Here is a 22,657-nt window from a genome sequence, read left to right on the forward strand (position 1 = left end):
GCCGCAACGGCGGTCCACGGAAAGCACAAAGCCGCGAGACGATGTTCGTCCTCGCGGCTTTTCTGTTTGCGGCTCGTCTTTCCCGGCGCCTTATGCGGCGCCGGTGCATCGAATCAATGTTTGTCGGCGGCGGCAGCGGCTGCGGCGTTTCTGCCAGCGCGTGCACCTGAACCTGGAATGCGCTTGACGACACCGGTTGCAAGCGCGGTGCCGACGAGTATCACCGCGCAGCCCGCGAGCATGCCGGCCGACACGCGCTCGCCGAGAAAGAGGGCGCCCCACAAGATGCCGAACACCGGAATCACGAACGTCACGGTGATCGCGCGCGCGGGACCGGCGACCGCGATCAGATGGAAGAACAGCATATAGGCGATACCGGTGCAGCCGATGCCGAGCCCGAGTATCGATGCCCACGCGTGCAGCGTAACCGGCGCGGCCGGCCATTGTGCGATTGCGAACGGCAGCAGCACGATGGTCGCGCCGATCATCGTGCCGGTTGCGACGCTCAACGCATCGACGCCCATCAGATGCCGCTTCGTATAGCTCGCGGCGATGCCGTACAGAAGCGTCGCGCCGAGCGCCGCGGCGGCGGCGAGCGCCGTTGTCGCGGGCGTCGCGGCGCTGCCCGCGCCGGGCGCGACGATCTGGTCCCAGACCAGCATCAGCACACCGGCAAAGCCGATCGCGAGGCCGACGCTGCGCAGCGCGTTGAGCCGGTCCTTGAGCCACGCGAACGCGACGAGCGCGCCCCATAGCGGCGTCGTCGCATTGATGACCGACGTCACGCCGGCGGAGAGCGTGAGCTCGGCATAGGCGAACAGGCAGAACGGCGCGGCTGAATTGAGCACGCCGACCACGGCGAGCGGCCACGCACGCTGCCTGAGCGTATCGATCGACGCACGCAACGGCCGCCGGATAATCAGTACGACGACGAGAAACAATGCACCGATGCCGACGCGCAGCGCCATCAACGGCGCGACGCCGAAATCGGCCACGCCGATGCGAATGAACAGAAACGATGCGCCCCATAGCGCGGCGAGGATCAACAGTTGAACGATATTGACTGGAGTCATGGGCGGGACGTCGCGCGCAGTTGAGTCGCGACGCGCACGCATGGTATCACCGGGGGTAAGCGCGACGGTTCACGATGGAATGAAATAGCAAGAAACAGGAAGGGGAATGGAAGTAGATAACGCGCCCTGCGCGTGGCGCGGCACATATGAAAACGGGCGGCGCTTTAGCGGCGCCGCCCGTCAGGCGATCACTTCAGACAACCGCGCGCGCGGCGCGGTCTGCTGCGATCAGTCGATCAATCGATCAATCGATCAATGCGGAATCATCCCTTGCAGGTAATTCTGCTGCAGCCAGACAAGAATGCCGAGCACGATCGTGAGGATGATGGAGTGCTTGAAGGTCTTCGCGAAGACGACGCCTTCCTTGCCTTTCAGTTCTGTTGTCGCGACACCGGTCGAGATGTTTTGCGGCGAAATCATCTTGCCCATCACGCCGCCCGACGAGTTGGTCGCGGCCATCAGCACCGGATGCAGCCCCAGCTGATTGGCGGCGACTACCTGCAGGTTGCCGAACAGCGCATTGCCTGACGTATCGCTGCCCGACAGGAACACCGCGACCCAGCCGAGGAACGCCGACACGAGCGGGAAGAACGCGCCGACCGACGCAACGCCGAGACCCAGCGTGTAGTTGAGGCCCGAGTAGTTCATCAGATACGCGAGACCGACGATCGTCGCGACCGTGAAGATCGCGATGCGCGTCTGCACCCACGTGTCGACGACCGCGCGGCCGAACTCCGACGGCTTCAGGCCGACGACGAACGACGTGATGATCGCCGCGACGAGAATCGCGGTGCCGGTTGCGAGCGGCTGGAAGTCCCAGATCGCGCCATACGGCTGGTTATACAGCGTGATGTAGACCGCCTTGTCGAGACCCGGCCATGGCACCTTGACGTCGCCGATCAGGAAGACCTTCGCGACGGTCCAGATGATCACGACTGCCGAGACGATCAGCCACGGATACCAGCCCTGAATGCCGCTGATCTCGCTGCGCACTTCGCTCGCGCGATCGACGTTGATCGCGAATTCCGGATCGGGCGCGGGGCGCCAGACACGCAGAAAGAGAATCGTGACGACCAGCGACACGAGCGACGACAGCACGTCGGTCAGGCTGTAGTTGATGTAGTTCGACGTGACGAACTGCGTCAGCGCAAAGCTGCCACCGGCCACCAGCAGCACCGGCCAGATCGCGGCCATCTTGCGGAAGCCCGCATACACGGCCATCACATAGAACGGCAGCAGGAACGCGAAGAACGGCAACTGACGGCCGACCATCTTGCCGAGCGTATCGGCAGGCAGGTGCGTGACTGCGCCGAGCACCGTGATCGGTACGCCGAGCGCGCCGAACGCGACGGGCGCGGTGTTGAAGATCAGCGTGAAGGTCAGCGCTTCGAGCGTCGGGAAGCCCATCATGATGAGCAGCGAACTCGTGATCGCGATCGGCGTGCCGAACCCCGAGATGCCTTCGAGCAGCGCGCCGAACGAGAAGCCGATCACGACGAGCACGATGCGCCGGTCGTTGGGCAGGTGATCGATCATCCACATGCGGAAAGCCGCGAAGCGGCCCGAGCGCACCGCGATGTTGTACAGCAGGATCGCGGTCACCACGATCCACATGACGGGCCAGACGGCGAACACGGCGCCCGCGACGACCGAATTGATCGCGAGCCCGACCGGAAACTGCCACACGAAGATCGCGACCGCGAGGCCGACGATCAGGCCCGCGAGCGAAGCTTGCCATGCGGGGCGGCGAGCCCAGCCGAGCAGGACGAGTACGACGATGATGGGTAGAGCAGCGACGATGAACGACGGGAACAGCGAATTACCAATAGGCGTCAACAGCTGGTGAAACATCACGTCTCCTTCTTTGTTGTTCGACTCGACATGGCTCTGGCTTTACCGCGCATCGCATGGCGAATCGAGGGCGAGCAGTACGGATGAAGATGGCGCCGCGCGAACGCGGTTCCCCTTTTTTAAGCAGGCGTAGCAGTGGCAACCGCAAGGATAGAGCGCGCGCGAATGCAGTCAATAGGGAAACAACCTCGAAGCGCGCGTCGACCTCGCGAAGTTCGCCAGAAGAGGTCAACACTTCACGTCGACCACTATTCCTTGGTAATTAAAATGAATGGTTGATGCGGGGCATTTGGAAGGATGTGCGCGGTGCCGCCAACATCGGCTAGTGATGATGGCCATAGTGGCCGTAGTGACCGTAGAAGCCGAAGTTGAGCGAGACGCCCGGTCCCCACCAGCCCGGGCCGCCGTAGCCGTACGGCGGATAGTATGCGGGATAGGCAGGATAAACGGGATAGTAGGCAGGTGCAGCCACGACTGGCGCAGGCGCATAAGCTGCATCGGGCGGTGGCGCTTGCGGGGCCTGTTGTGCGTTCGGATCGAACTGCGAGCTGGCCGCCTGGTCGTCGGGACCGGCAGGTGCAACGTATGGGTTGTTTGATTCGTCGCCTTGCGCAACGTCCGGTGTGCCTTGCGCCGTTCCTTGCGTTGCATAAGCGGCGGGATAGGGCGCTGCGCCGTAAGAACCGTATGGGTAGGGGCCGACGTAATAGCAGCCCGATAGGACCGATAAGCCGAGGGCGACAGCAGTAGTGCCGCTCACGCGAGCCGCGGCGGATGAGTGGTTCATGAGGTGCTCCTGATACGGCCTCGCGACGCCATGCCGCCATGGCGCGCGTTCGAACGATGCGAGGAGCTTACGTCAGCGGTGCAACGCGCGCGTTGCAAAGTGGTTACTGCATATTTCACAGCGTTGCAAAACATCGCGACGCGTGACTTCACGCGTAACTCACTTCGCACGCTCGCGCAGCCGGTTGGCGACGTCGGCTGGTGGACCATTGTCGCCGATGTTTACAGGTTACTTGCCCACTTCGTGACCGATCAGGCCGCCAGCCGCAGCGCCACCGACCGTCGACAGACCCGTGCCGCCGATAGCCGCGCCGGCCGCCGCGCCGACACCGGCGCCGACCGCGGTATCGCGACCCTGTCGCGACATGCCACCGCACGCCGACAGACCCGCGACGAAAACCGCGATCACCGTACACGCTCCGATTCGCTTCAACGCTTTCATGATCTCGCTCCTTATTCTTGAACGGGCGGGCTACGAGCCGTCCGTAGCCTTGAACCCCTCACGCATCATGGTATCGCCGGGTGCGGTTTCGATTTGTATGGGCTTGTCAGCAAAGTGTCCGTTCGGTAATCAAATGTTTCGCTGCGGCCCGAATCTTGCAGCGAACCCGAGGCCTGGCCGCGTCAGGCGCAAAAAAACCCGCGCGCGCGGAAGCACGGCGGGCTTGGCTTCACGCGCATCGCGGAAAGTTTGCGTGATGCGCGAGCGTGATGGCCTGCGACAAGGCGCTTTTACTGCCGCTGATAAATCTCGGCGCCGCTCTTCACGAATTCGACGGCCTTCACTTCCATGCCTTTGCGCAGCGCTTCGTCGTCGCTGACACCCTGTTGCGCGGCGAACTCGCGCACGTCCTGCGTGATTTTCATCGAGCAGAAGTGAGGGCCGCACATCGAACAGAAGTGCGCGACTTTAGCGGAGTCTTTCGGCAAGGTTTCATCGTGGAATTCGCGCGCCTTGTCCGGATCGAGACCAAGGTTGAACTGGTCTTCCCAGCGGAATTCGAAGCGCGCCTTCGAAAGCGCGTTGTCGCGCACCTGCGCGCCCGGATGACCTTTTGCCAGATCGGCTGCGTGCGCCGCGAGCTTGTACGTGATGATGCCTTCCTTCACGTCGTCCTTGTTCGGCAGGCCGAGGTGTTCCTTCGGCGTGACGTAGCACAGCATCGCGGTGCCGAACCAGCCGATCATCGCCGCGCCGATGCCCGACGTGATGTGATCGTAGCCCGGCGCGATATCGGTCGTGAGCGGTCCGAGCGTGTAGAACGGCGCTTCCTTGCACCAGTCGAGCTGCAGGTCCATGTTCTCCTTGATCAGCTGCATCGGCACATGGCCCGGACCTTCGATCATCGTTTGCACGTCGTGCTTCCACGCGATCTGCGTGAGTTCGCCGAGCGTCTTCAGCTCGCCGAGCTGGGCTTCGTCGTTCGCGTCGTAGATCGAGCCGGGGCGCAGGCCGTCGCCGAGCGAGAAGCTTACGTCGTAGGCTTTCATGATCTCGCAGATGTCCTCGAAGTGCTCATAGAGGAACGACTCGCGATGATGCGCAAGACACCACTTCGCCATGATCGACCCGCCGCGCGACACGATGCCGGTCATGCGGTTGGCCGTGAGCGGCACGTATTGCAGCCGCACGCCCGCATGAATCGTGAAGTAGTCGACGCCCTGTTCGGCCTGCTCGATCAGCGTGTCGCGGAAGATTTCCCACGTCAGTTCCTCGGCCTTGCCGTTGACCTTCTCGAGCGCCTGGTAGATCGGCACCGTGCCGATCGGCACCGGGCTATTGCGGATGATCCATTCGCGCGTCTCATGAATGTGCTTGCCGGTCGACAGATCCATGACCGTGTCGCCGCCCCAGCGGATCGCCCACGTCATCTTGTCGACTTCCTCGCCGATCGACGACGTGACAGCCGAGTTGCCGATATTCGCGTTGACCTTCACGAGGAAGTTGCGGCCGATGATCATCGGCTCGCTTTCCGGGTGATTGATGTTGGCCGGAATGATCGCGCGGCCGCGCGCGACTTCTTCGCGCACGAACTCGGGCGTGATTTCGTTCAGTGCATTCGTGCCGGACGCCGCTGCGCCGAATGCGGTCGCGCCGAACGCCTGGCCCGGATGCTGGCGGCCCATCATGTCGGCCAGCTTGGCGCCGGTCGGGCCGCTCGCACGCAGGCTTTCGATATATTCGGCGCGCCGCTGGTTCTCGCGAATCGCGATGTATTCCATCTCGGGCGTGACAATGCCTTTCCTTGCATAGTGCATTTGCGACACGTTCGCGCCGGCCGCCGCGCGGCGCGGCGTGCGGTGCAGACCCGGGAAGCGCAGTTGCGCGGTGGCCGGGTCGGCTGCGCGCTCGCGGCCGTAATCGCTCGACAGGCCGTCGAGCGCTACGGTGTCGCCGCGCGCTTCGATCCAGCGCTGGCGCAGCGCAGGCAGGCCCGCGCGGATGTCGATGCGCGCGTCGGGGTCCGTGTACGGGCCCGACGTGTCGTAGACGTAGATCGGCGGATTCTTCTCGCCGCCGAAACCGGTCGGCGTGTCGGCTTGCGTAATCTCGCGCATCGGCACGCGAATATCGGGCTGCGACCCGGTGACGTAGACCTTGCGCGAATTCGGCAGCGGCTCGACGGCAGCCGCATCGACATGCGCTTCGGCGGAAATGAATTTCGGGTTGGCGTTCACGTGGCTCTCCTGTGGCGGACCGCTTCTGGTTGCGCTACACGGGAGACGAGAGGAAGTGGGACGGGTTCGCGAGAGGCTTGCAACTGAAGGGCGAAACCCGAACGCTTCCCTGCGCTGGCATTATCCAGATCAGGTTCAAAGGGTATTTCTCACCCACGCTACGCGATATTGTCTGCGGAACCGGTTAAAGGCGCGCTTACCGGGCGCTTACCGGGCGCTTACTGCGCGGTTAGCCCCCGCGGTTAGCCCCAGCAGTTCGCCCGAACAATCAGGCCGGATCCAGCGGACAACGATGCGTAACGCAGGACCCCCGCGTTAGCAGCGGACAAGATAACCTGGCTTGGTGCTGCTTGGCAACTGTCGATACAGGTGTTAGTCGCCCCATACCTTTGTACGGCTGGCGAGAGCCGGGTTGACTACTACAATCTTGACAGGCACGTCGAAGATAACGGGGCGCTTCGCCCTCCCTCCTGACCGGCGTGATTCATCCCGAAGAAAAAAAATTCGTGCGCGGCTGTCATATCGGCGGCGGCGCTTCGACAAACGTCCATCAACTGAATAACGGAGTCTGTCATGCAACCTTTCGCGAAGCTTGCCGCCCGACCGGGCGATCCGCAAGCCCCCGCTGACGCGGATGCCGCGCCGCCGCCCGTCGCGGGCTCGCGGACGATTCACCCGCGCTGGGTACGCATCGGGCACTGGCTCAATGCGCTTGCCGCGATTGTCATGATGCTGTCGGGCTGGCGCATCTACGACGCGTCGCCGGTATTTCACGGCTTCGAGATTCCGCCGAACCTGACCCTGGGCGGCTGGCTCGGCGGCGCGCTGCAGTGGCACTTCGCGGGCATGTGGCTGCTCGTGTTCAACGGCATCGTCTATCTCGCGCTCAACGTCGCGAGCGGACGTCTGCTGCGCAAGTTCTTTCCGCTGTCGCCGCGCGCAATCCTGCGCGACTTCGTCGCCGCGCTGACCGGCAAGCTGTCGCACGCGGACCTCTCGCATTACAACGCGGTGCAGAAGTTCGCGTATCTGTTCGTGATCTGCGATCTGATCGTGCTCGTGCTGTCGGGGCTCGCGATCTGGAAGTCGGTGCAATTCCCGCTGTTGCGCGATCTGATGGGCGGCTACGACAACGCGCGCGTCGTGCACTTCTGCGCGATGGCGTTGATGGCGGCATTTATCGTCGTGCACCTCGCGATGGTGGCGCTCGTGCCGCGCTCGCTGATCGCCATGCTGCGTGGTCGCTGAGAAGAACAGGAGAAGGTGATGAACGACAAACTCAAACCCGCGAGCAAACTCGACCGCCAGTCCATTTTGCAGGATGCCCATCGCGAACTCACGATGCCGTCGCGGCGCCTCTTCGGCAAGCAGTTGCTGACGTTGGGCGGCCTGTCGATGCTGACCGGCTGTTCGCTGACCGACGACGATTCGGTCAACAAGTTTCTCATGGCGGTGTCGCGGCTCAACGATAGCGCGCAGGCGTTGCTGTTCAGTCCGACGCAGCTTGCGCCGACCTACACGGAAGCGCAGATCACGCGGCCGTTCCCATTCAATGCGTACTACGGCGTCGACCAGGTGCCGCACGTCGACGAAGCGTCGTACCGTCTGCAGTTGAGCGGCCTCGTCACCGGCAAGCGGACGTGGACGTTGCCCGAACTCGTCGCGCTGCCGCACGAGGAACAGATCACGCGGCATATCTGCGTGGAAGGCTGGAGCGCGATCGGCCGCTGGGGCGGCACGTCGTTCGGCGATTTCCTCAAGCGCGTCGGCGCCGATACGAGCGCGAAGTACGTTGGCTTCAAATGCGCGGACGACTACTACGAAAGCATCGACATGCCCACCGCGCTGCATCCGCAGACGCTGCTCACGTTCGACTACGACGGCGAGCGTCTGCCGGCCAAATACGGCTTCCCGATGAAGCTGCGGATGCCGACCAAGCTCGGCTACAAGAACCCGAAGCACATCGTCGAGATTTTCGTCACGAATAAGTACCCCGGCGGCTATTGGACCGACCAGGGGTACAACTGGTTCGGAGGCAGCTGATGCGCGTCATTGCTCGCGCGATGGCTTGCAGCAGCAGCCTCGGAAGGCACCCGGCAACGCCGGTTCATGGAAGTACACACACACGGAGTCAATCATGAAGAAATTCGCAATGGCAGCAATGGCAGCAGCCTTCCTCGTAACGGGCACGGCCGCTTTCGCACAGGCAAGCGGCGCGATGTCGAACGATGCGATGTCGAAGGACTCGATGTCGAAGGACGCAATGTCCCACGACAAGATGTCGAAAGACTCGATGTCGAAGGATGCGATGTCCCACGACAAGATGGCGAAGTCGGGTTCGAAAGACAAAATGAAGCACGACAGCATGAAGAAGGGCGACGCGATGAGCCACGAAGCGTCGGGTGCGATGAGCCAATAAACCGCCGGGCAACCGGAACCGGAACAGCGCGTCGGCGGGCGGCACGGCGCGCGAACGTTTCGTTACGAGTGCGCCGCCACGATTTCGCCGGCAAGCGGAGCGGTTACTGCATAATTGCGGGGCGTCGTTTTACACGCCCATCTATCGCTCCACTGCCATGCGTTTCCGCCCCGTCCGTCTTGCCGCCGCCGCGCCCGTTTGCGCGGCGTGCCCCGCCGTATTGCTGCCCGACCATCGTGGTCCGGCGCGAGCGACGACCGGCAGCGGCAGGCGGCGTTCATGCGCGTAAATCTGCCTGCGCGCTTTCCCTTCCGTTTGCCGGGATCGAGAGGCGGCCGCATTGCGCTTGCGCTCGCGGTCGTCTATCTGGTCTGGGGCTCGACCTATCTGTGCGTGCACGTCGCGCTCGGTTCGTTTCCGCCGCTTCTGATGTCGGGCCTGCGAAACTTTTTCGCCGGCATCGGCCTGTTCGTCTTCGCAATCCGTCGGCGTCCGTCGCTGCCGAGTCTCGAGCAGGTGCGCAATGCGGCGCTGGTCGGCACGATGCTCGTCGGGCTGTCGAGCGGCATGCTCGCCTACGGAATGCGCACGGTCGGCACCGGCACGGCGGCCGTGATGGTCGCGACGGTGCCGCTGTTCGCCACCGTGATCGCCGCGGTGGCGGGGCGCCGCATTGCGCGCGGCGAGTGGTTCGCGGTCGGCCTCGGGCTGATCGGCATCATGATCCTCAGTCATGGCGATACGTCGCCGGGCTCTGCCGGCGGCAGCCTCGCGATTCTTTGCGGCGCGCTCTTCTGGGCAGGCGGTGCCCATCTGGCCGGCCGCCTGACGCTGCCGTCCGATCTGTTTCTGTCGACCGCGTTGCAGATCGGTCTGGGCGGGGCGATCTCGACGTTCGTCGCGTGGGTGTCCGGCGAGCGGATGCTCGACCTGCACTTCGGCCCGCTGGTCGCCTTCCTCTATCTGATGCTCGTCGGCACGATGGCCGCGTACGTTGCGTACGGTTATCTGATCCGCCACACGAGTCCGATCATCGCGAGCAGCTGCATGTACGTGAATCCGCTCGTCGCGGTCGCGCTCGGCGCGCTGTTGCTGGCCGAGCCCGTCACGCGCTCGACGGTGATCGCGACGATCGTCATTCTCGCGAGCGTCGGGCTCGCGTTCTGGTTCGACTACCGGCGGCGTCCGCGCGCATGAACGCGCCGCCGCGCGCACGCAGACCCGCATCTTCGGGTTCGTTCCCGCTCGCTCCGCTTACTCGCGCGACGTGACATCCGCTGCACACGGTAACGGCTGCACATGCGTGTGTAACGTTGGCTATTCCCGGCCGGCGCTTGCGTGGTACGCCGCTTCGCAGCAAACGCCTTCGATGAAGACCTCTAAACATCGGGCGTCCTTTATCTGACAGGTCACCTTTGATGTTTGCAGTGCGTATCGCTTTCGCACGGCACACCGTTTGCTGAATGCGCACCGTCCAAACGACGCGGACAGCGACGAACGACGCAACGGCGTTCGCCGCCGCCCGTGACCCAAGGGACAGGAAAGGCATGCCGCTGTTTGGAAGGCCCGCCGCGTCGACAACGACAACCGGAAGCGCAGCGCGTCTGCGGCAAGCCGTATCAATGGGCGAGGACACGCCCGATATCAGAGAGGTGGCAAATGAAGCTCATCCGTACGATCGCGGCACTAGCTAGTGCGGCATCCTTGTTGACGGCTTGCGGCGGGGGCAGCGACGCGAGCAAGGAACTCGGTTTGACCAATCCCGAGATGCGTTTCGTGCACGCAATCGCGGGCGGTCCGGCGGTCGATTTCCTTGTCAATGGCGCCGCGTTGCAGACGAACATCAACTACAAGGGAGTCACCAATTTTGCAAACGTGAATACCGGCCAGACGGTGGTCGGCTATTCGTTGACGGGAAGCATGACCGCGCTGGCGAGCGGCACCTTCCCCGACGTCGCGAAGGGCCATGAGTACACGGTGCTGGCCGTGCCGGGTTTGACCGCGCCCGACATCGGCCTGATCGACGATCCGTTCGACAAAGGGCTCTTGTCGAATAGCGCGCGCGTGCGTGCGTACAACGCGACGGTCAACGCGCAGAACGTCGACTTCTATATCGTTCCGCAAGGGACGAACATCAACACAGTGGGCCCGACGCTGTCGGCCGTGTCGTTCAAGAACGCCGTCCCTGCGTCGGGCCAGGACTCCGTTTACATCGACGGCGGCACCTATGTGCTGATTGCGACGACGGCCAGCACGAAGACGGTCGTCTTCCAGTCGGCCCCGTTCGCGCTGTCGAACAACGCGGACTGGCTCCTGACAACGGTGCCGATCGCCGGCACGCTGAGCCAGCTGCTGCCGAACCAGATCGACGTGCTCGTCGCGCAGGGCGGTAATACATCGCAGCCGGCCGTGCTGCTGACCAATACGTTGACCGGACAATAACGACGCGGCTTCAGGGAGGAGCTGTTGAGGCGGCCCGCGTCACGCGGGCCGCTTTTTTTTGAGGACGGGTCAGGAAACTGGCGGCGCACACCTGCTGGTTGCGTTGCGGGTGGACGCCGCCAGCTACGGAATTACTCCTTCGCCTTGTCGGCGGAGTTGGTGATGGCCTGCCCACCCTTCGAGATATCCTGGCCGGCGCCGGAGACCGTATTGCACGCAGAGAGCGTGGCCGTGCCTGCCGCCACGAACAGAAGCAAAGCGATGAGTCGAGCCATGAGTCTTCCCCTTATAAGGATGCACGATGGATTCGCGCGCGCTGCTCAAGGACCGAGCGAGCCCGCGTTCATTCGACCCGGCTCAAGACAGCAGCCGATCCGGTCTGATTTCAGGGGCGAGCAAGCGGCGTTCCCGCCCTCGTCAAGACGATTCGGCGCCATATCGCGACGCGGGCCCGTTCCGTGCTAACGACCTTCATGTAAATCAATCGACCAACAGGAGGGATCCATCATGCTGAAGTGGGCGCTGTTCTTCGCAGTCGTGGCCGCGATTGCCGGGTTGCTGGGTTTTACCGGCGTAGCGGCGGGCGCGGCGGCGATCGCGAAGATTCTGTTCATCGTGTTCGTGATTCTGTGCGTTGTGTTTCTCGTACTCGGCTTCGTCGTGACGAAGAAGATCGTCGATTAGCGACAGACGTCGACGGACAAGCACGCATCGTTGAAAAGGGAGCGTCGCCATGCTGCATTACGCACTCGTATTCTTCGTGATCGCGATCATCGCCGCGGTGTTCGGATTTACCGGCATTGCGGCGGGCGCGGCCGAAATCGCAAAAATTCTGTTCTACATCTTCCTGGTGGTGTTCGTCGTCACGCTGTTGCTCGGCGTGTTCCGAACGTAGCCGAAGCATCTTTCCGATAAACGCGGCGGCACGCATGCGCATACCGCCATGATCCCCACCCATCGCATAAGGAGCCGATAAATGTCGAACTCATCTGAAGCCCAGGGCAGCGCAACGAAAGGCCCATTCGTGATGGACCTCGAAAGAATCCGCGCACAGGCGCGTCAGGATATGGACGACGGTCCGGTCACGCAAACCTACAAGGCCGATCGTGAAACCGTGCTCAAGCTGTTGAACGGTGCGCTCGCGACGGAAATCGTCTGCACGCTGCGCTACAAGCGCCACTATTTCATGGCGAAGGGCATCAATTCGGAAGGGGTCGCGCAGGAGTTTCTCGAACACGCCAATGAGGAGCAGCAGCACGCGGACCAGCTCGCCGCGCGCATCGTGCAGCTCGGCGGCGAGCCCGACTTCGCACCGGACAGCCTGACCGCGCGCTCGCACTCGGAATACAAGGAAGGCGCCGACCTCAAGGATATGATCCGCGAGAACCTCGTCGCCGAGCGGATCGCGATCGATACGTATCGCGAGATCGTGCGCTACCTCGGCGACGCCGATACGACGACGCGCCGCATCTTCGAGGAAATTCTCGCGGTCGAGGAAGAGCACGCGGACGATATGGCGGACCTGCTCTCGAGCCGCTGACCGCGTCGCGGCGGACGCAACGTGCTCGCGCGAAAACAAAGCGGCTGCGTTGCGTCTGCACTTGTTGCAGCGATCGACCTTGTTGCCGGCACTTTTTGCAACGTGGCCGCGACGTGAATGCGATGTGATCGTGCCGTGATCGCGCGCCGTTATTGCGGCGCGGCCACGACCTTGCGCCCGGTGCGCAGATGATTCCATGCGGCGAGGCCCGTGAAGAGCAGTCCCGCGATGCTCACGCCGACCCAGCCGAAGCGCGGCCACACGAGCGCTGCGGCCAGCGAGCCGAGCGACCCGCCGATGAAGTACACGACCATATAAACGGTATTCACGCGGCTGCGCGCCTCGGGCTTGAGCGCATAGATGCGCGACTGGTTCGAGATCTGCGCGGCCTGCACGCCGACGTCGAGCACGATCACGCCGATCACGAGCCCGACGAGGCTCGCCCCCGACAGTGCGAACACGACGAACGATAGCGCGCAAAGCCCGATCGACAGCGTGACGACCGCGCGCGGACCGCGACGGTCCGCCGATTTGCCGGCGAGCGGCGCAGCCAGCGCACCGGCCGCGCCGACGATGCCGAACAGGCCCGCCGCCTGCGGCCCGAGATGGAACGGCGGCCCGGCGAGCAGCAGCGCGAGCGTCGACCAGAATGCGCTGAAGCCCGCGAACAGCGACGCGCCCGTGATTGCCGCTTCGCGCAGTCCGCGCAGTTCGACGGTCAGATGCCACATCGATGCGAGCAGCTGGCCGTACGGCAGCGTCGAGGTCGGCCTGCTGTGCGGCAGGCGCATGACGATCACGGCCGCGAGCGCGATCAGTACGACGATCGACACGCCGAACACCGTGCGCCAGCCGAAATACTCCGCGATGAAACCCGCTGCCGTACGGGCGAGCAGGATGCCGAGCAGCAGCCCGCTCATCGCGATGCCGACTGCCTGGCCGCGCGCCGATGGCGGCGCGATCTCGGCCGCGAACGGCACGGCCTGTTGCGCGATCGTCGCGAGAATGCCGATTGCGAGACTGGCGGCGACGAGTATCGAAAGCGTCGGCGCGAACGTCGCGCACAGCAGCGCGATGCACATGCCGGCCGTTTGCAGCAGGATCAGCGCGCGCCGGTCGAAACGGTCGCCGAGCGGCGCGAGCAGCAGCATGCCGGCCGCATAGCCGAGTTGCGTCGAGGCCGGCACGACGCCGACCCATTCGGCGCTATGCGGATACGACTTGCGGAAGTCGTCGAGCAGAGGCTGGTTGTAGTAGATGTTCGCGACCGAGATACCGGCGATCGTCGCGAGGAGCAGCAGCAGGCCGCCTGGCGAACGATCGGACGGTCCGGAGCTTTCGGAAGTGGGCATGAGGTGCGGCTGATGGTTGAAACGGCGGAGCGCCTCGCGGCGAGGCGCCCTGATCGCACGTGCCCGATCGGGACGCGCCTGGCGAGGCCGATGATAACCCGACAGACGCCGATCGCGCAGCGAGGGGAAGGGAGAGGAAGCGCCGCGTATCGACGCCCCGCGCGTGCGCAGCAGTCTTCAGTCGATCAGCGCACCGGCGGGCTCATGGAACGGATACGGGCCGTCGCCCGCATCGACATACGCATGATGCGTGACGAGCCCCGTCGCCGCGTCGTACCGATGCAGCGCGAAAGCCGGCGCTTCCATGCGGAACGCGGATGGCCCGTCGTCGCGCAGATCGAGCGCGACCTGATGGGCAGGCGCCGGCACTGCCGACGCGATCGTGCCGGCAAAGCGCGCGAACATCGGCCGGTGCACATGTCCGCAGATCACGCGCTCGACGTTCGGATGGCGCGCGATCAACGCTTCGAATGCGCGCGCGGCCGCCGGGTCGAGGCGCACACGATCCATATGACCGATGCCGGACACGAACGGCGGATGATGGAGCGCGACGATCACCGCTTTGTCGCGCGCCGCGTCGAGTTGCTGTTCGAGCCACGCGAGGCGCGCCGCGCACAACGTGCCGCCGCTCGCGCCGGGCACGATCGAATCGAGCGCGAGCACGCGCAGCGCGCCGATGTCGACTGCGTACTGCACGAACTCGCCGCCTTCGAAGAGCTCGCGTCGTTCGCCGAACACCGTGCGCAACGCGGCGCGGTCGTCGTGATTGCCGACCAGCAGGTAGCAGGGAATCTGCAGCGGCGCGAGCAGCGTTTTGAGGTGCTCGTACTGTTCGACGTCGCCCTGATCGACGAGGTCGCCGGTCACGATCACGGCGTCCGGGCGCGGCTCGAGCGCATTGAGCGCCGCGATGCAGCGGCTGAAGTACGCGGCCGTATCGACGCGGCGGTAAGCGAGCGCGCCGGGGCGTTTGATATGCAGGTCGCTGATCTGGGCTAGCAGCATGTAAGTCTCGGACGGTTCGGAAAAAGGGGCGAGGGTCGTCGGCGGGCGGCGCGTGTCGTTCACGATAGCGCAATCAGCGCATCCTGCGCGATCGAGATGCCGACGGCCGTGCCGCGGGCGAGCTCGACGCGGCCCGCGACATCCACGATCAATGCGTCGGGTGCCGCATCGCGAATCGTGAGCCGCGTGCGTTCGCCGAGAAACGCAGCGTGCTCGACGACGCCGCGCAGCGGCGCGGTCGACGGATCGGCAAGCCATGCGTCTTCGGGGCGAAAGAAAACTTCGTGAGTATCGCTATCGCGCGCATCGCCGAATGCCTGACTATTTCGCGCGGTCTGCGCGGCGCGCGGCTCGGGCACGCGTAACGCGCCGCCGCGCGTCGTCAGCACACCGTCGCGCCACGCGCCGGCCACGCGGTTGATCGTGCCGATAAACTGCGCGACCGCGCGATTAGCAGGACGATAGTAGATGTCGCGCGGCGCGCCGATCTGTTCGATGCGTCCTTCGCTCATCACGACGATGCGGTCGCCGAGTTCCATCGCTTCGGCCTGATCGTGCGTCACGTAGACGGTCGTGATGCCGAGTTCGCGCAACAGCGCATTCATCTCGCCGCGCAGCGCATCGCGCAGCCGCGCGTCGAGCGCGGTCAACGGCTCGTCGAGCAGCAGCACGCGCGGTTGCGGCGCGAGCGCGCGGCCGAGGGCGACGCGCTGCCGCTGGCCGCCGGAAAGCCGGTCGACGGGCTTGTCCGCATGGTCGGTGAGCCGCATCATCGCGAGCAGTTCGTCGACGCGGCGCCGCGTTTCGTGAGCGGCAACGCGCCGGATCCTGAGCCCGTAGCCGACATTGCCGCGCACCGTCAGGTTCGGAAACAGCGCGTAGTTCTGAAACACCATGCCGACTGCGCGTTTTTCGATCGGCAGCGCGGTGACGTCGTCGTCGCCGAAGCGGACGCGGCCGCCCGGGTCCGGCGTTTCAAGCCCGGCGATCAGCCTTAACGTCGTGGTCTTGCCGCAGCCCGACGGGCCGAGCAGCACGAGCGTCTCGCCGGCGCCGATCTGCAATTCGAGCGGCTCGAGCACGCGCGTGCCGCGAAACGTCTTCGCGCAGTTCGACAAGGTGATGGAGACCGGGGCGAGCTTCATGATGGGGTTGAGTCGTCTGCGTAATCGGAGCGCGAAGAGCGCGCCGGCGCTGTGGCTGCGACTGCGGTTTTCGCGGTCCGCGTCGCGCGGCGCTGGCCGGTCGCGTCGACGCCGAGCCATTGCATGGCGACGAGCAGCGGCATCGTCATGATGAAAAACAGAATGGTGTACGCGCTGCCGATTTCGATGCGCATCGACGCGTACGTATCGGCGAGGCCGACGGGCAGCGTTTTCGTATCGGGCGTATGCAGCATCCACGTGAGGTTGAATTCGCCGATCGACAGCGTGAGCACGGCGAGCGCGCCCGCGACGATGCCGGGCCGGATATTCGGCAGCACGATCGTCGCGAAGCGCTGCGTGAAGGTCGCGCCGAGGCTTGCCGCACCTTCTTCGAGCGTGCGCAGTCCGGTGCCCGCACAGACGGCGGCGACCGCGCGCACCATGAACGGCAGCGTGAACACGACATGGCCGACGACGATAAACGCGGCGCTCATGCGAAACGCAGTGAAGCCGCCGTAGACGACGAGCAGCGCGAGCGCCGACGCAAGCCCGGGCAATGCCACGGGCAGGACGAGCAGTTCTTCGACGACGCGCGCAAAGCGCGTGTTGCTGCGCGCGAGCGCATAGCCGGCCGGCACGCCCGTGATCAGCGTGATGGCGAGCGCGGCCGCCGCGACTTCGAGAGACAGGAATACCGACGTGTGATACTGCGTCCACACCTCGCCGAGCCAGCGCAAGGTGAGTCCGCTCGCGACACCGCGAAAGTAATTGACGGTCAGGCCCGCGATCACCGACATCACGATCGGCACGATCAGGAATGCGCACAGCGCGAGCGTGACGAGCCATTGGCCCGCCGCGAGCCAGCCGCGCAGCGACGGCCGCGCGAGCACGCGGCGGCGTGGCTGCGCGCGCGCCTTCTGCGTGCCCGGTTCGGCGTGCCGTCGCAGCTCGGGCGCCGTATTCGCGGGCCGGCGTTCGTCTTCGTGCGCGCGCGCCATCATGCGGTGGCCGCCACGGCCGAGCCGGTCGCGCTGCGTGCCGCTGCGAGCACCGCCCACGTGACGATGCCGAGCAGGATCGACAGGCCCGCGGCCGTGACCATGTTCGCGCTCAGCGTGAACTGCGTGTAGATCGTCATCGGCAGCACGTCGATGTCGGTAGCGAGCGTGAAGGCGGTGCCGAACGCGCCCATCGAGGTCGCGAAGCATACGGCGCCTGCCGCGATCAGCCCTGGCGCAAGCGCGGGCAGCACGATGTCGCACATGATCCGCCACGGCGATGCGCCCAGCGAGCGTGCCGCTTCTTCGAGCGACGCATCGAGCCTGGTCGCCGACGCCATGACGGTGACGATCACGCGCGGAATCGAGAAGTACAGATAGCCGATGAAAAGGCCCGCCATCGAATAGGCGAACACCCAGCGCTCGCCGGTCAGTTTCATCGACAGCGTGCCGATCAGGCCCTGCCGTCCCGCCAGCATGATCACCATAAAGCCGACGACGACGCCCGGAAACGCGAGCGGAAAAGTGAGCAACGCGAGCAGCGTGCGTTTGCCGGCGAACTCGCGGCGCGCGAGCAGCAGACCGGCGATGACCGATAGAACGAGCGTGGTGACCGTCACGGCCGCCGACAGCACGACGGTCTCGCCGAGGCTTTGCATATAGCGCGCGTTGGTCAGCAGCGCCGTGTAAGTCGCAAACGGCCGGCCGTCGCCGCTCAGCTGCACGAGCGCAGCGATCGGCAGCAGCCAGAACGCGATGAATACCGACAGCGCCGGCGCAACGAATGCGATGCGCCAGAGCCGCGGGAACGTGATGTCGTTCAATGCATCACCTGCAGATATTGCTCGCCGAAGGTTTGCTGCTTGCCGGCCATCTTCGCGAAATCGACGGCTTTGGCGCGTGCGTAGTCGCTTGCGGGCAGGAATCTGCTTGCTGCATCGGCGCTTATTTCGCTCGCGCGCACCGGGCGCAGATAGGCGTTCGCCCACAGCTTCTGTCCTTCGTCGGACAATACGAAGTCGAGCACCTTCTTGCCGTTCGCGTCGTGCGGCGCGCCCTTCACGAGGCTCATCACGTACGGCACGGAAATCGTGCCTTCCTGCGGAATGACGAACTCGACGTTCGCATGGTCCTTGTATTTCGCGCGATACGCGTCGAAGTCGTAGTCGAGCAGGATCGGAATTTCGCCCGACAGAACGCGCGCATAGGCGGTTTGCTTCGGCACGATCGGATCGTTGGCTTTGAGCTTGCGGAACCAGTCGAGGCCCGGCTTGAAGTTATCGAAACTGCCGCCGAGCGCCTCGTTCACGGCGACCGCGCCCGCATAGCCGACGAACGCGCTCGATGGATCGAGATAACCGATCATCCCTTTGTATTCGGGTTTCAGCAGATCGGCCCATGAGCGCGGCACGGGCTTGCCTTCGAGCGCGTCCTTGTTGACGAAAAAGCCGAGCGTGCCCGAATGGATCGCGAACCAGTAGCCTTGCGGGTCCTTCATGTTCGCGGGGATGTCGTTCCAGTGCGCGGGCTTGTACGGCTGGATCACGCCCTTGTCCTTCGCCTGGAACGCCGACGACACGCCGAGATAGACGACGTCCGCGACCGGGCTCCTGGCTTCGGCGATCAGTTGCGCGATGGCCTGGCCGGAGTTCTTGTTGTCGACCGGCACACGGATGCCGGTCGATTGCTGGATCGCCTTGATCTGGCTCGCCCAGTCGGCCCATTCGGGCGGGCAGTTGTAGCAGATGGCGGTTTCTTCCGCGTGCGCGAGCGGAACGGCGCCCATTGTGCCGAGTGTGCCGAGCGCGGCGAGCGTCGCAGCGGCTGCTGCAAGACGGGACGCGAGCGCGGCAGCGGTGCGGCGTCGCCGGGCGAACGGACGCAGCAGCCTGTCGATGATCGTGCGGCGATGCGGATTCACAGCGTTTCTCCAAGGCGGTGTAATGGGAGTCGGCGAGTCGTGTGGCGTGGCGAAGCGCAAGCGCGGCCTGGTCTTTGACTGCTAGGTCGGGTGAAACGGCGTCACCGGGGGCGCCGCATGCGTCGCGTCGAACGCGCGCATCGTCGGCACCGTGTCGACGCTGTTCGAAATCGCCGCGATCGTTGCGCCTTCGCGCAGCGTGTGCGGCAAGGTCAGCGACAGCGAGGCGTCCGAGTATGTGCCGTCGAGCCGCCCGATCAGACGCCGCCACGCTGAGCAGCCGATCTCGCGATTCGGCGAGCCGATGCTGGCGAGCGGCGGCGCGAGCAGTTCGCCCATTGCGAGGCCGTCGAAGCCGAGAATCGACATGTCGCGCGGCACGTCGAAGCGCGCGCGGCGCAGGCCGCGCATCACGACCATGGCGAGCAGATCGTTGCTGCAGAAAAGGGCGGTCGGGCGGTGCGCGCCGGTCAGATGCGCGAGCACCGACGGCGCGAGTTCGTCGGCGTTGAAATCGATTTCGAGAGCCGGCGCTGGCGCGAGGCCGGCCTGCTGCATGGCCTGCGTGTAGCCGAGGTGGCGCAGCCGGGCGCGATCCGATGCGGCGAGCGTGCCGGCCAGCATCAGGATGCGCCGGTGGCCGTGCGCGATCAGCATGCGCACGCCTTCGAACGCCGCGAGCCGGTTATCGACCGACACCGACGGACGGCGCACCGTATCGTTGTGCATCAGCACGTAGAGCACGCCGGCACGGTCGAGTTCGTCGAGCAGCGGGTGGGTATCGGCGTCCGCGACGGTCAGGATCAGCCCCTCGACGCGCTGCTCGCGCAGCGTCTCGATCGCGTGACGTTCGCGCTCGGCGTCGTACTGCGTGGTCATCAGCATGAGGCGGTAGCCTTGAGCCGCGGCGAGTTCGTCGATGCCTTGCAGACATTCGGCGAAGACCGGATTCGCGAGCGTCGGCAGCACGACGCCGATCAGGCGGCTGCGCTCGCCGCGCAACTGGCGGCCGAGCGGGCTCGGGCGAAAGTCGAGCGCCTCGATCGACTGACGGACTTTTTCGAGCGTCACCGGGTTGACGGTGTGCGGCGCGTTGATGGCGCGCGAGACCGTGGCGATCGAAAAGCCCGCGTGCGCAGCGACATCCTTGATGGTCGGAGTCATTGTGTCGGCCCGGTTTCGTGTAAACGTTTTCGTCGCGCATTATCGGCAACGAATATGACGGAACCGTGACGTACAAAAGGCTGACACGCCGTTTTGGTGCGGCTCGCCGGGCGGTGGTAGAATCCGGTCCGCCCTTGCCGGGGTGATGAAATTGGTAAACATAGCGGACTTAAATGATTGAGTGCCCGGTCGGAAACGGCCGGTGCAGAACCCCTCAAATTCGGCGAAACCCCTGGACGGCTTATCGAGCATGAGCTTCCGCGGCAACGCCGAGCCAAGCCGGCCGCCGCCCACGAGGCGAACGCGCGGAAGGTGTAGAGACTAGACGGGGGGCGCCTAAGGCAGCACGCAGCTCGATGCTGCGGTTCGCGGCGATGGCGAAGGCATAGTCCAGCGCACGAACGGCAATACCGCCCGGTATGCGCCGGCGTCGAAAGACGTGGTGTGAAGAAAATCCGCCGCTTAACGGCTTGCCGGTTCGAGTCCGGTCCCCGGCACCACCCCATCTCCCGACAGTTCCCAGGATCTACCAGAAAACACGCTAAGTAATGGTCCCGTGTACAACGGATAAAACCGTTGCGTACAAGCATTTGACTTCGATTTTGGGTTGAACTGCCGTTATAGCGGGACTACGTACATCACATTCCACGGGAGAGCAGCTATGAACACCAAGGACACGAAGAAGACTTCCGTCTCTGGTCGCCGAAGGGACGATAGGGTTGGAGCGATTCGCGGAAATACTCTGGTTGATCGTCCTCGGGGACGATGATTTCGATCCTCTCGATTGAGGACGATCCGCGTGCTGTATCTTAGTTTGGGAGGGCCTCCTCCTCACTTGATGCGTCCGACCTGCACCGGGTTTGCGCCCATCGCGCCGAGCCGTATCTTCCCCGTGATGTGACGGCACGTCACGAAACACGAAGCGGTTTCCTCGCGCGCGGCACTCGAGGCATTGGCGCACGCGTAGCAGGCCGATGCCGAGCCACGCCCCGAGCCCGCTGCGGCGGGCTTTTTCCATTTCACGCAACCTCCTCAAGCCTCGCCCCCAATCTGCCGATATCGTCAGGCAAGCACCAGCGGTTCGCCCACCGTGGCGGCCCGCGGTATCCGGAAACCACCCCTCCGATCACCTTACATGTCGACTCCTATCAGCGGCAGTACCGTTCCCGGGTTGCTGGGCGCACTCAATCCTCAGGACCAGTCCGCCAACGCAAACCGGACCAAAGCCAGCCAGGCGGGCACGGCGTCCGATGCCGGCTCGCTGGCGGCCGCCGCGCTTGCCGCTGCGATGCAGGCGGCCGCAAGCGTAGGTCAGCTTGCGCAGGCCTTCGGACAAGCCGCGCAAGGCGCAACGACGGTCGACCCGTCGACCGGCCTGCGCGAAGTATCGGCGACGTCGAACGCCCAGCTGGGCTCGGCGCTCGACCAGTTCCTCGTGCAAAACGGCTTCAGCCAGCAGCAGGCCGACGCGGCCAGCGAAAGCTTCGTCGAGCAGCTGCAGAAGGGCGGTCCGGTCGACCTGAACGCGAGCTTCGACGAATCGACGACGGTCGCGACGGCCATCTCGTCCAGCTACGGCTCGACGACGATGTCGGCGTCGTCGGTTGCGGTCAACGAGCGCTCGGGCTCGGTCTCGATCGACTTCGATCCGACAACCGGCAAATTGTCGATTTCGCTGAAGGAGCAGCAGATCAGCTCGGTTACGTCGGTCACCGAAATTTCCGGGCCGGGCGCCGCGGCATTGCCGATCCTCGCGCTGCAGGCGCCGACCGGCATCCTGAATCTGCTGCCGGGCCACGCCGGACGCGGCAACGGCGACGGCAATGACGCAACGAACGATCAGAATCCCGCCACGCTGCCCGCCGGCACCAACAACAGCACGGCCAACGAGGCAGCCCAGGTGTTGAGCCAGTTGCTCGCCGCGCTTGCGCGTCCGACGCTGCACGGCACCGGGGACGCGTCGAACCGGCTGAGCCAGGCGAACCGGAACAAGGGGTCCGGAACGGGCAGTGCGGAGGGCGCGGACGGTGCTGACGGCACGAACAGCGCGAGCGCAACGAACGATGCGCCGTCGTCTGCCGGTCAAGCCGCTGACGAAGCCATCTCCGTGACGATCGGCTTCACGCAGGCCGTGTCGATCTCGCTGCTCGATCTGAACGGTCATGGCACGACGATTTTCCGGCGCCCCGATGGCAACACGGGCGCGATGTCGTTCGAGCCGACGCACGTCGTCGCGAGCTGAGCCCAGCTACGCGCGGCGCGATGCAGTCGCGCCGCGCATC

At 64.7% G+C, this 22,657-nt stretch carries 23 protein-coding genes and 1 riboswitch; of the genes, 9 read left to right on the forward strand and 14 right to left on the reverse strand.

Annotation, left to right across the window (positions count from 1 at the left end; all coding sequences use genetic code 11):
- Positions 1–113: 113 nt before the first annotated feature.
- The 5 genes from QYH69_RS19320 to thiC all read right to left on the reverse strand — a co-directional run bounded on the left by QYH69_RS19320 (position 114) and on the right by thiC (position 6,389).
- A complete protein-coding gene (locus QYH69_RS19320) occupies positions 114–1,115 on the reverse strand; it encodes a DMT family transporter (protein ID WP_308833418.1) in 1,002 nt (333 codons plus the stop codon).
- Positions 1,116–1,325: 210 nt separating this feature from the next.
- Positions 1,326–2,924, reverse strand: coding sequence for an L-lactate permease (locus tag QYH69_RS19325; protein WP_308833419.1), 1,599 nt, complete (start codon positions 2,922–2,924; stop codon positions 1,326–1,328).
- Between the two features lie 322 nt (positions 2,925–3,246).
- Positions 3,247–3,711 carry a hypothetical protein gene (locus QYH69_RS19330; protein WP_308833420.1) on the reverse strand — a complete coding sequence of 155 codons (465 nt, stop codon included), beginning with the start codon at positions 3,709–3,711 and terminating at the stop codon, positions 3,247–3,249.
- A 228-nt stretch (positions 3,712–3,939) separates the two neighbouring features.
- Complete coding sequence (locus QYH69_RS19335) at positions 3,940–4,152, reverse strand: glycine zipper 2TM domain-containing protein (RefSeq protein ID WP_308833421.1); 213 nt, start codon at positions 4,150–4,152, stop codon at positions 3,940–3,942.
- 290 nt (positions 4,153–4,442) lie between these two features.
- Entirely contained in the window at positions 4,443–6,389 is a 1,947-nt protein-coding gene (gene thiC / locus QYH69_RS19340; protein WP_308833422.1) for a phosphomethylpyrimidine synthase ThiC, read from the reverse strand.
- An 88-nt stretch (positions 6,390–6,477) separates the two neighbouring features.
- A riboswitch (TPP riboswitch) is annotated at positions 6,478–6,637 on the reverse strand.
- Positions 6,638–6,962: 325 nt separating this feature from the next.
- Between thiC and QYH69_RS19345 the strand changes: the two genes are divergently transcribed.
- From QYH69_RS19345 to QYH69_RS19365, 5 genes are all read left to right on the forward strand, one after another.
- Entirely contained in the window at positions 6,963–7,637 is a 675-nt protein-coding gene (locus QYH69_RS19345; RefSeq protein WP_308833423.1) for a cytochrome b/b6 domain-containing protein, read from the forward strand.
- An 18-nt stretch (positions 7,638–7,655) separates the two neighbouring features.
- Positions 7,656–8,432 carry a molybdopterin-dependent oxidoreductase gene (locus tag QYH69_RS19350; protein ID WP_308833424.1) on the forward strand — a complete coding sequence of 259 codons (777 nt, stop codon included), beginning with the start codon at positions 7,656–7,658 and terminating at the stop codon, positions 8,430–8,432.
- A 94-nt stretch (positions 8,433–8,526) separates the two neighbouring features.
- Positions 8,527–8,808, forward strand: a complete 282-nt coding sequence (locus tag QYH69_RS19355; RefSeq protein ID WP_075156700.1) for a pentapeptide MXKDX repeat protein — start codon at positions 8,527–8,529, stop codon at positions 8,806–8,808.
- A gap of 279 nt (positions 8,809–9,087) precedes the next feature.
- Positions 9,088–10,005, forward strand: a complete 918-nt coding sequence (locus QYH69_RS19360) for an EamA family transporter (RefSeq protein ID WP_308833425.1) — start codon at positions 9,088–9,090, stop codon at positions 10,003–10,005.
- Positions 10,006–10,467: 462 nt separating this feature from the next.
- Positions 10,468–11,250 (forward strand): DUF4397 domain-containing protein, encoded by a 783-nt coding sequence (locus tag QYH69_RS19365; RefSeq protein ID WP_308833426.1) that lies wholly within the window; start codon positions 10,468–10,470, stop codon positions 11,248–11,250.
- Between the two features lie 131 nt (positions 11,251–11,381).
- Here the strand turns inward: QYH69_RS19365 and QYH69_RS19370 are convergent, their stop codons facing one another.
- On the reverse strand, positions 11,382–11,525 hold the full coding sequence (locus QYH69_RS19370) for an entericidin A/B family lipoprotein (protein ID WP_075156703.1): 144 nt from the start codon (positions 11,523–11,525) through the stop codon (positions 11,382–11,384).
- Between the two features lie 232 nt (positions 11,526–11,757).
- Between QYH69_RS19370 and QYH69_RS19375 the strand changes: the two genes are divergently transcribed.
- The 3 genes from QYH69_RS19375 (at position 11,758) to QYH69_RS19385 (ending at position 12,790) form a co-directional block, all read left to right on the forward strand.
- Positions 11,758–11,934, forward strand: coding sequence for a DUF1328 domain-containing protein (locus tag QYH69_RS19375; RefSeq protein ID WP_308833427.1), 177 nt, complete (start codon positions 11,758–11,760; stop codon positions 11,932–11,934).
- A 49-nt stretch (positions 11,935–11,983) separates the two neighbouring features.
- On the forward strand, positions 11,984–12,145 hold the full coding sequence (locus tag QYH69_RS19380; protein ID WP_012400904.1) for a DUF1328 domain-containing protein: 162 nt from the start codon (positions 11,984–11,986) through the stop codon (positions 12,143–12,145).
- Positions 12,146–12,226: 81 nt separating this feature from the next.
- Complete coding sequence (locus QYH69_RS19385) at positions 12,227–12,790, forward strand: ferritin-like domain-containing protein (RefSeq protein ID WP_308833428.1); 564 nt, start codon at positions 12,227–12,229, stop codon at positions 12,788–12,790.
- Between the two features lie 149 nt (positions 12,791–12,939).
- On the opposite strand, the gene QYH69_RS19390 is transcribed toward QYH69_RS19385, so the two are convergent.
- The 8 genes from QYH69_RS19390 to QYH69_RS19425 form a co-directional block, all read right to left on the reverse strand.
- A complete protein-coding gene (locus tag QYH69_RS19390) occupies positions 12,940–14,142 on the reverse strand; it encodes an MFS transporter (protein WP_308833429.1) in 1,203 nt (400 codons plus the stop codon).
- A gap of 177 nt (positions 14,143–14,319) precedes the next feature.
- A complete protein-coding gene (locus tag QYH69_RS19395) occupies positions 14,320–15,147 on the reverse strand; it encodes a phosphodiesterase (protein ID WP_308833430.1) in 828 nt (275 codons plus the stop codon).
- 59 nt (positions 15,148–15,206) lie between these two features.
- Positions 15,207–16,292, reverse strand: coding sequence for an ABC transporter ATP-binding protein (locus tag QYH69_RS19400; protein ID WP_308833431.1), 1,086 nt, complete (start codon positions 16,290–16,292; stop codon positions 15,207–15,209).
- The gene (locus tag QYH69_RS19405; protein WP_374992451.1) at positions 16,289–17,290 is read right to left on the reverse strand and encodes an ABC transporter permease; all 1,002 of its coding nucleotides are present in this window, start codon (positions 17,288–17,290) and stop codon (positions 16,289–16,291) included. The genes QYH69_RS19400 and QYH69_RS19405 overlap by 4 nt, the downstream gene beginning before the upstream one ends.
- On the reverse strand, positions 17,290–18,114 hold the full coding sequence (locus QYH69_RS19410; RefSeq protein WP_308833433.1) for an ABC transporter permease: 825 nt from the start codon (positions 18,112–18,114) through the stop codon (positions 17,290–17,292). The genes QYH69_RS19405 and QYH69_RS19410 overlap by 1 nt, the downstream gene beginning before the upstream one ends.
- On the reverse strand, positions 18,111–19,175 hold the full coding sequence (locus QYH69_RS19415; protein ID WP_374992452.1) for an ABC transporter substrate-binding protein: 1,065 nt from the start codon (positions 19,173–19,175) through the stop codon (positions 18,111–18,113). The genes QYH69_RS19410 and QYH69_RS19415 overlap by 4 nt, the downstream gene beginning before the upstream one ends.
- A 117-nt stretch (positions 19,176–19,292) precedes the next feature.
- A complete protein-coding gene (locus QYH69_RS19420) occupies positions 19,293–20,375 on the reverse strand; it encodes a LacI family DNA-binding transcriptional regulator (RefSeq protein WP_308833434.1) in 1,083 nt (360 codons plus the stop codon).
- A gap of 831 nt (positions 20,376–21,206) precedes the next feature.
- A complete protein-coding gene (locus tag QYH69_RS19425) occupies positions 21,207–21,398 on the reverse strand; it encodes a hypothetical protein (RefSeq protein ID WP_308833435.1) in 192 nt (63 codons plus the stop codon).
- Positions 21,399–21,510: 112 nt separating this feature from the next.
- Here QYH69_RS19425 and QYH69_RS19430 point away from each other — a divergent pair, with 112 nt between their 5' ends.
- Positions 21,511–22,617, forward strand: coding sequence for a hypothetical protein (locus QYH69_RS19430; RefSeq protein ID WP_308833436.1), 1,107 nt, complete (start codon positions 21,511–21,513; stop codon positions 22,615–22,617).
- Positions 22,618–22,657 lie beyond the last annotated feature (40 nt).

This window comes from Paraburkholderia sp. SARCC-3016, assembly GCF_031119615.1.
In the GTDB taxonomy this organism is placed as follows: Bacteria; Pseudomonadota; Gammaproteobacteria; order Burkholderiales; family Burkholderiaceae; genus Paraburkholderia.

What these genes read in the sequence shown, in the direction of transcription:
- QYH69_RS19320 (WP_308833418.1), bottom strand. Translation starts at nt 1,115, where the DNA reads ATGCGTGCGCGTCGCGACTCAACTGCGCGCGACGTCCCGCCCATGACT.
- QYH69_RS19325 (WP_308833419.1), bottom strand. Translation starts at nt 2,924, where the DNA reads ATGTTTCACCAGCTGTTGACGCCTATTGGTAATTCGCTGTTCCCGTCG.
- QYH69_RS19330 (WP_308833420.1), bottom strand. Translation starts at nt 3,711, where the DNA reads ATGAACCACTCATCCGCCGCGGCTCGCGTGAGCGGCACTACTGCTGTC.
- QYH69_RS19335 (WP_308833421.1), bottom strand. Translation starts at nt 4,152, where the DNA reads ATGAAAGCGTTGAAGCGAATCGGAGCGTGTACGGTGATCGCGGTTTTC.
- QYH69_RS19345 (WP_308833423.1), top strand. Translation starts at nt 6,963, where the DNA reads ATGCAACCTTTCGCGAAGCTTGCCGCCCGACCGGGCGATCCGCAAGCC.
- QYH69_RS19350 (WP_308833424.1), top strand. Translation starts at nt 7,656, where the DNA reads ATGAACGACAAACTCAAACCCGCGAGCAAACTCGACCGCCAGTCCATT.
- QYH69_RS19355 (WP_075156700.1), top strand. Translation starts at nt 8,527, where the DNA reads ATGAAGAAATTCGCAATGGCAGCAATGGCAGCAGCCTTCCTCGTAACG.
- QYH69_RS19360 (WP_308833425.1), top strand. Translation starts at nt 9,088, where the DNA reads ATGCGCGTAAATCTGCCTGCGCGCTTTCCCTTCCGTTTGCCGGGATCG.
- QYH69_RS19365 (WP_308833426.1), top strand. Translation starts at nt 10,468, where the DNA reads ATGAAGCTCATCCGTACGATCGCGGCACTAGCTAGTGCGGCATCCTTG.
- QYH69_RS19370 (WP_075156703.1), bottom strand. Translation starts at nt 11,525, where the DNA reads ATGGCTCGACTCATCGCTTTGCTTCTGTTCGTGGCGGCAGGCACGGCC.
- QYH69_RS19375 (WP_308833427.1), top strand. Translation starts at nt 11,758, where the DNA reads ATGCTGAAGTGGGCGCTGTTCTTCGCAGTCGTGGCCGCGATTGCCGGG.
- QYH69_RS19380 (WP_012400904.1), top strand. Translation starts at nt 11,984, where the DNA reads ATGCTGCATTACGCACTCGTATTCTTCGTGATCGCGATCATCGCCGCG.
- QYH69_RS19385 (WP_308833428.1), top strand. Translation starts at nt 12,227, where the DNA reads ATGTCGAACTCATCTGAAGCCCAGGGCAGCGCAACGAAAGGCCCATTC.
- QYH69_RS19390 (WP_308833429.1), bottom strand. Translation starts at nt 14,142, where the DNA reads ATGCCCACTTCCGAAAGCTCCGGACCGTCCGATCGTTCGCCAGGCGGC.
- QYH69_RS19395 (WP_308833430.1), bottom strand. Translation starts at nt 15,147, where the DNA reads ATGCTGCTAGCCCAGATCAGCGACCTGCATATCAAACGCCCCGGCGCG.
- QYH69_RS19400 (WP_308833431.1), bottom strand. Translation starts at nt 16,292, where the DNA reads ATGAAGCTCGCCCCGGTCTCCATCACCTTGTCGAACTGCGCGAAGACG.
- QYH69_RS19405 (WP_374992451.1), bottom strand. Translation starts at nt 17,290, where the DNA reads ATGGCGCGCGCGCACGAAGACGAACGCCGGCCCGCGAATACGGCGCCC.
- QYH69_RS19420 (WP_308833434.1), bottom strand. Translation starts at nt 20,375, where the DNA reads ATGACTCCGACCATCAAGGATGTCGCTGCGCACGCGGGCTTTTCGATC.
- QYH69_RS19430 (WP_308833436.1), top strand. Translation starts at nt 21,511, where the DNA reads ATGTCGACTCCTATCAGCGGCAGTACCGTTCCCGGGTTGCTGGGCGCA.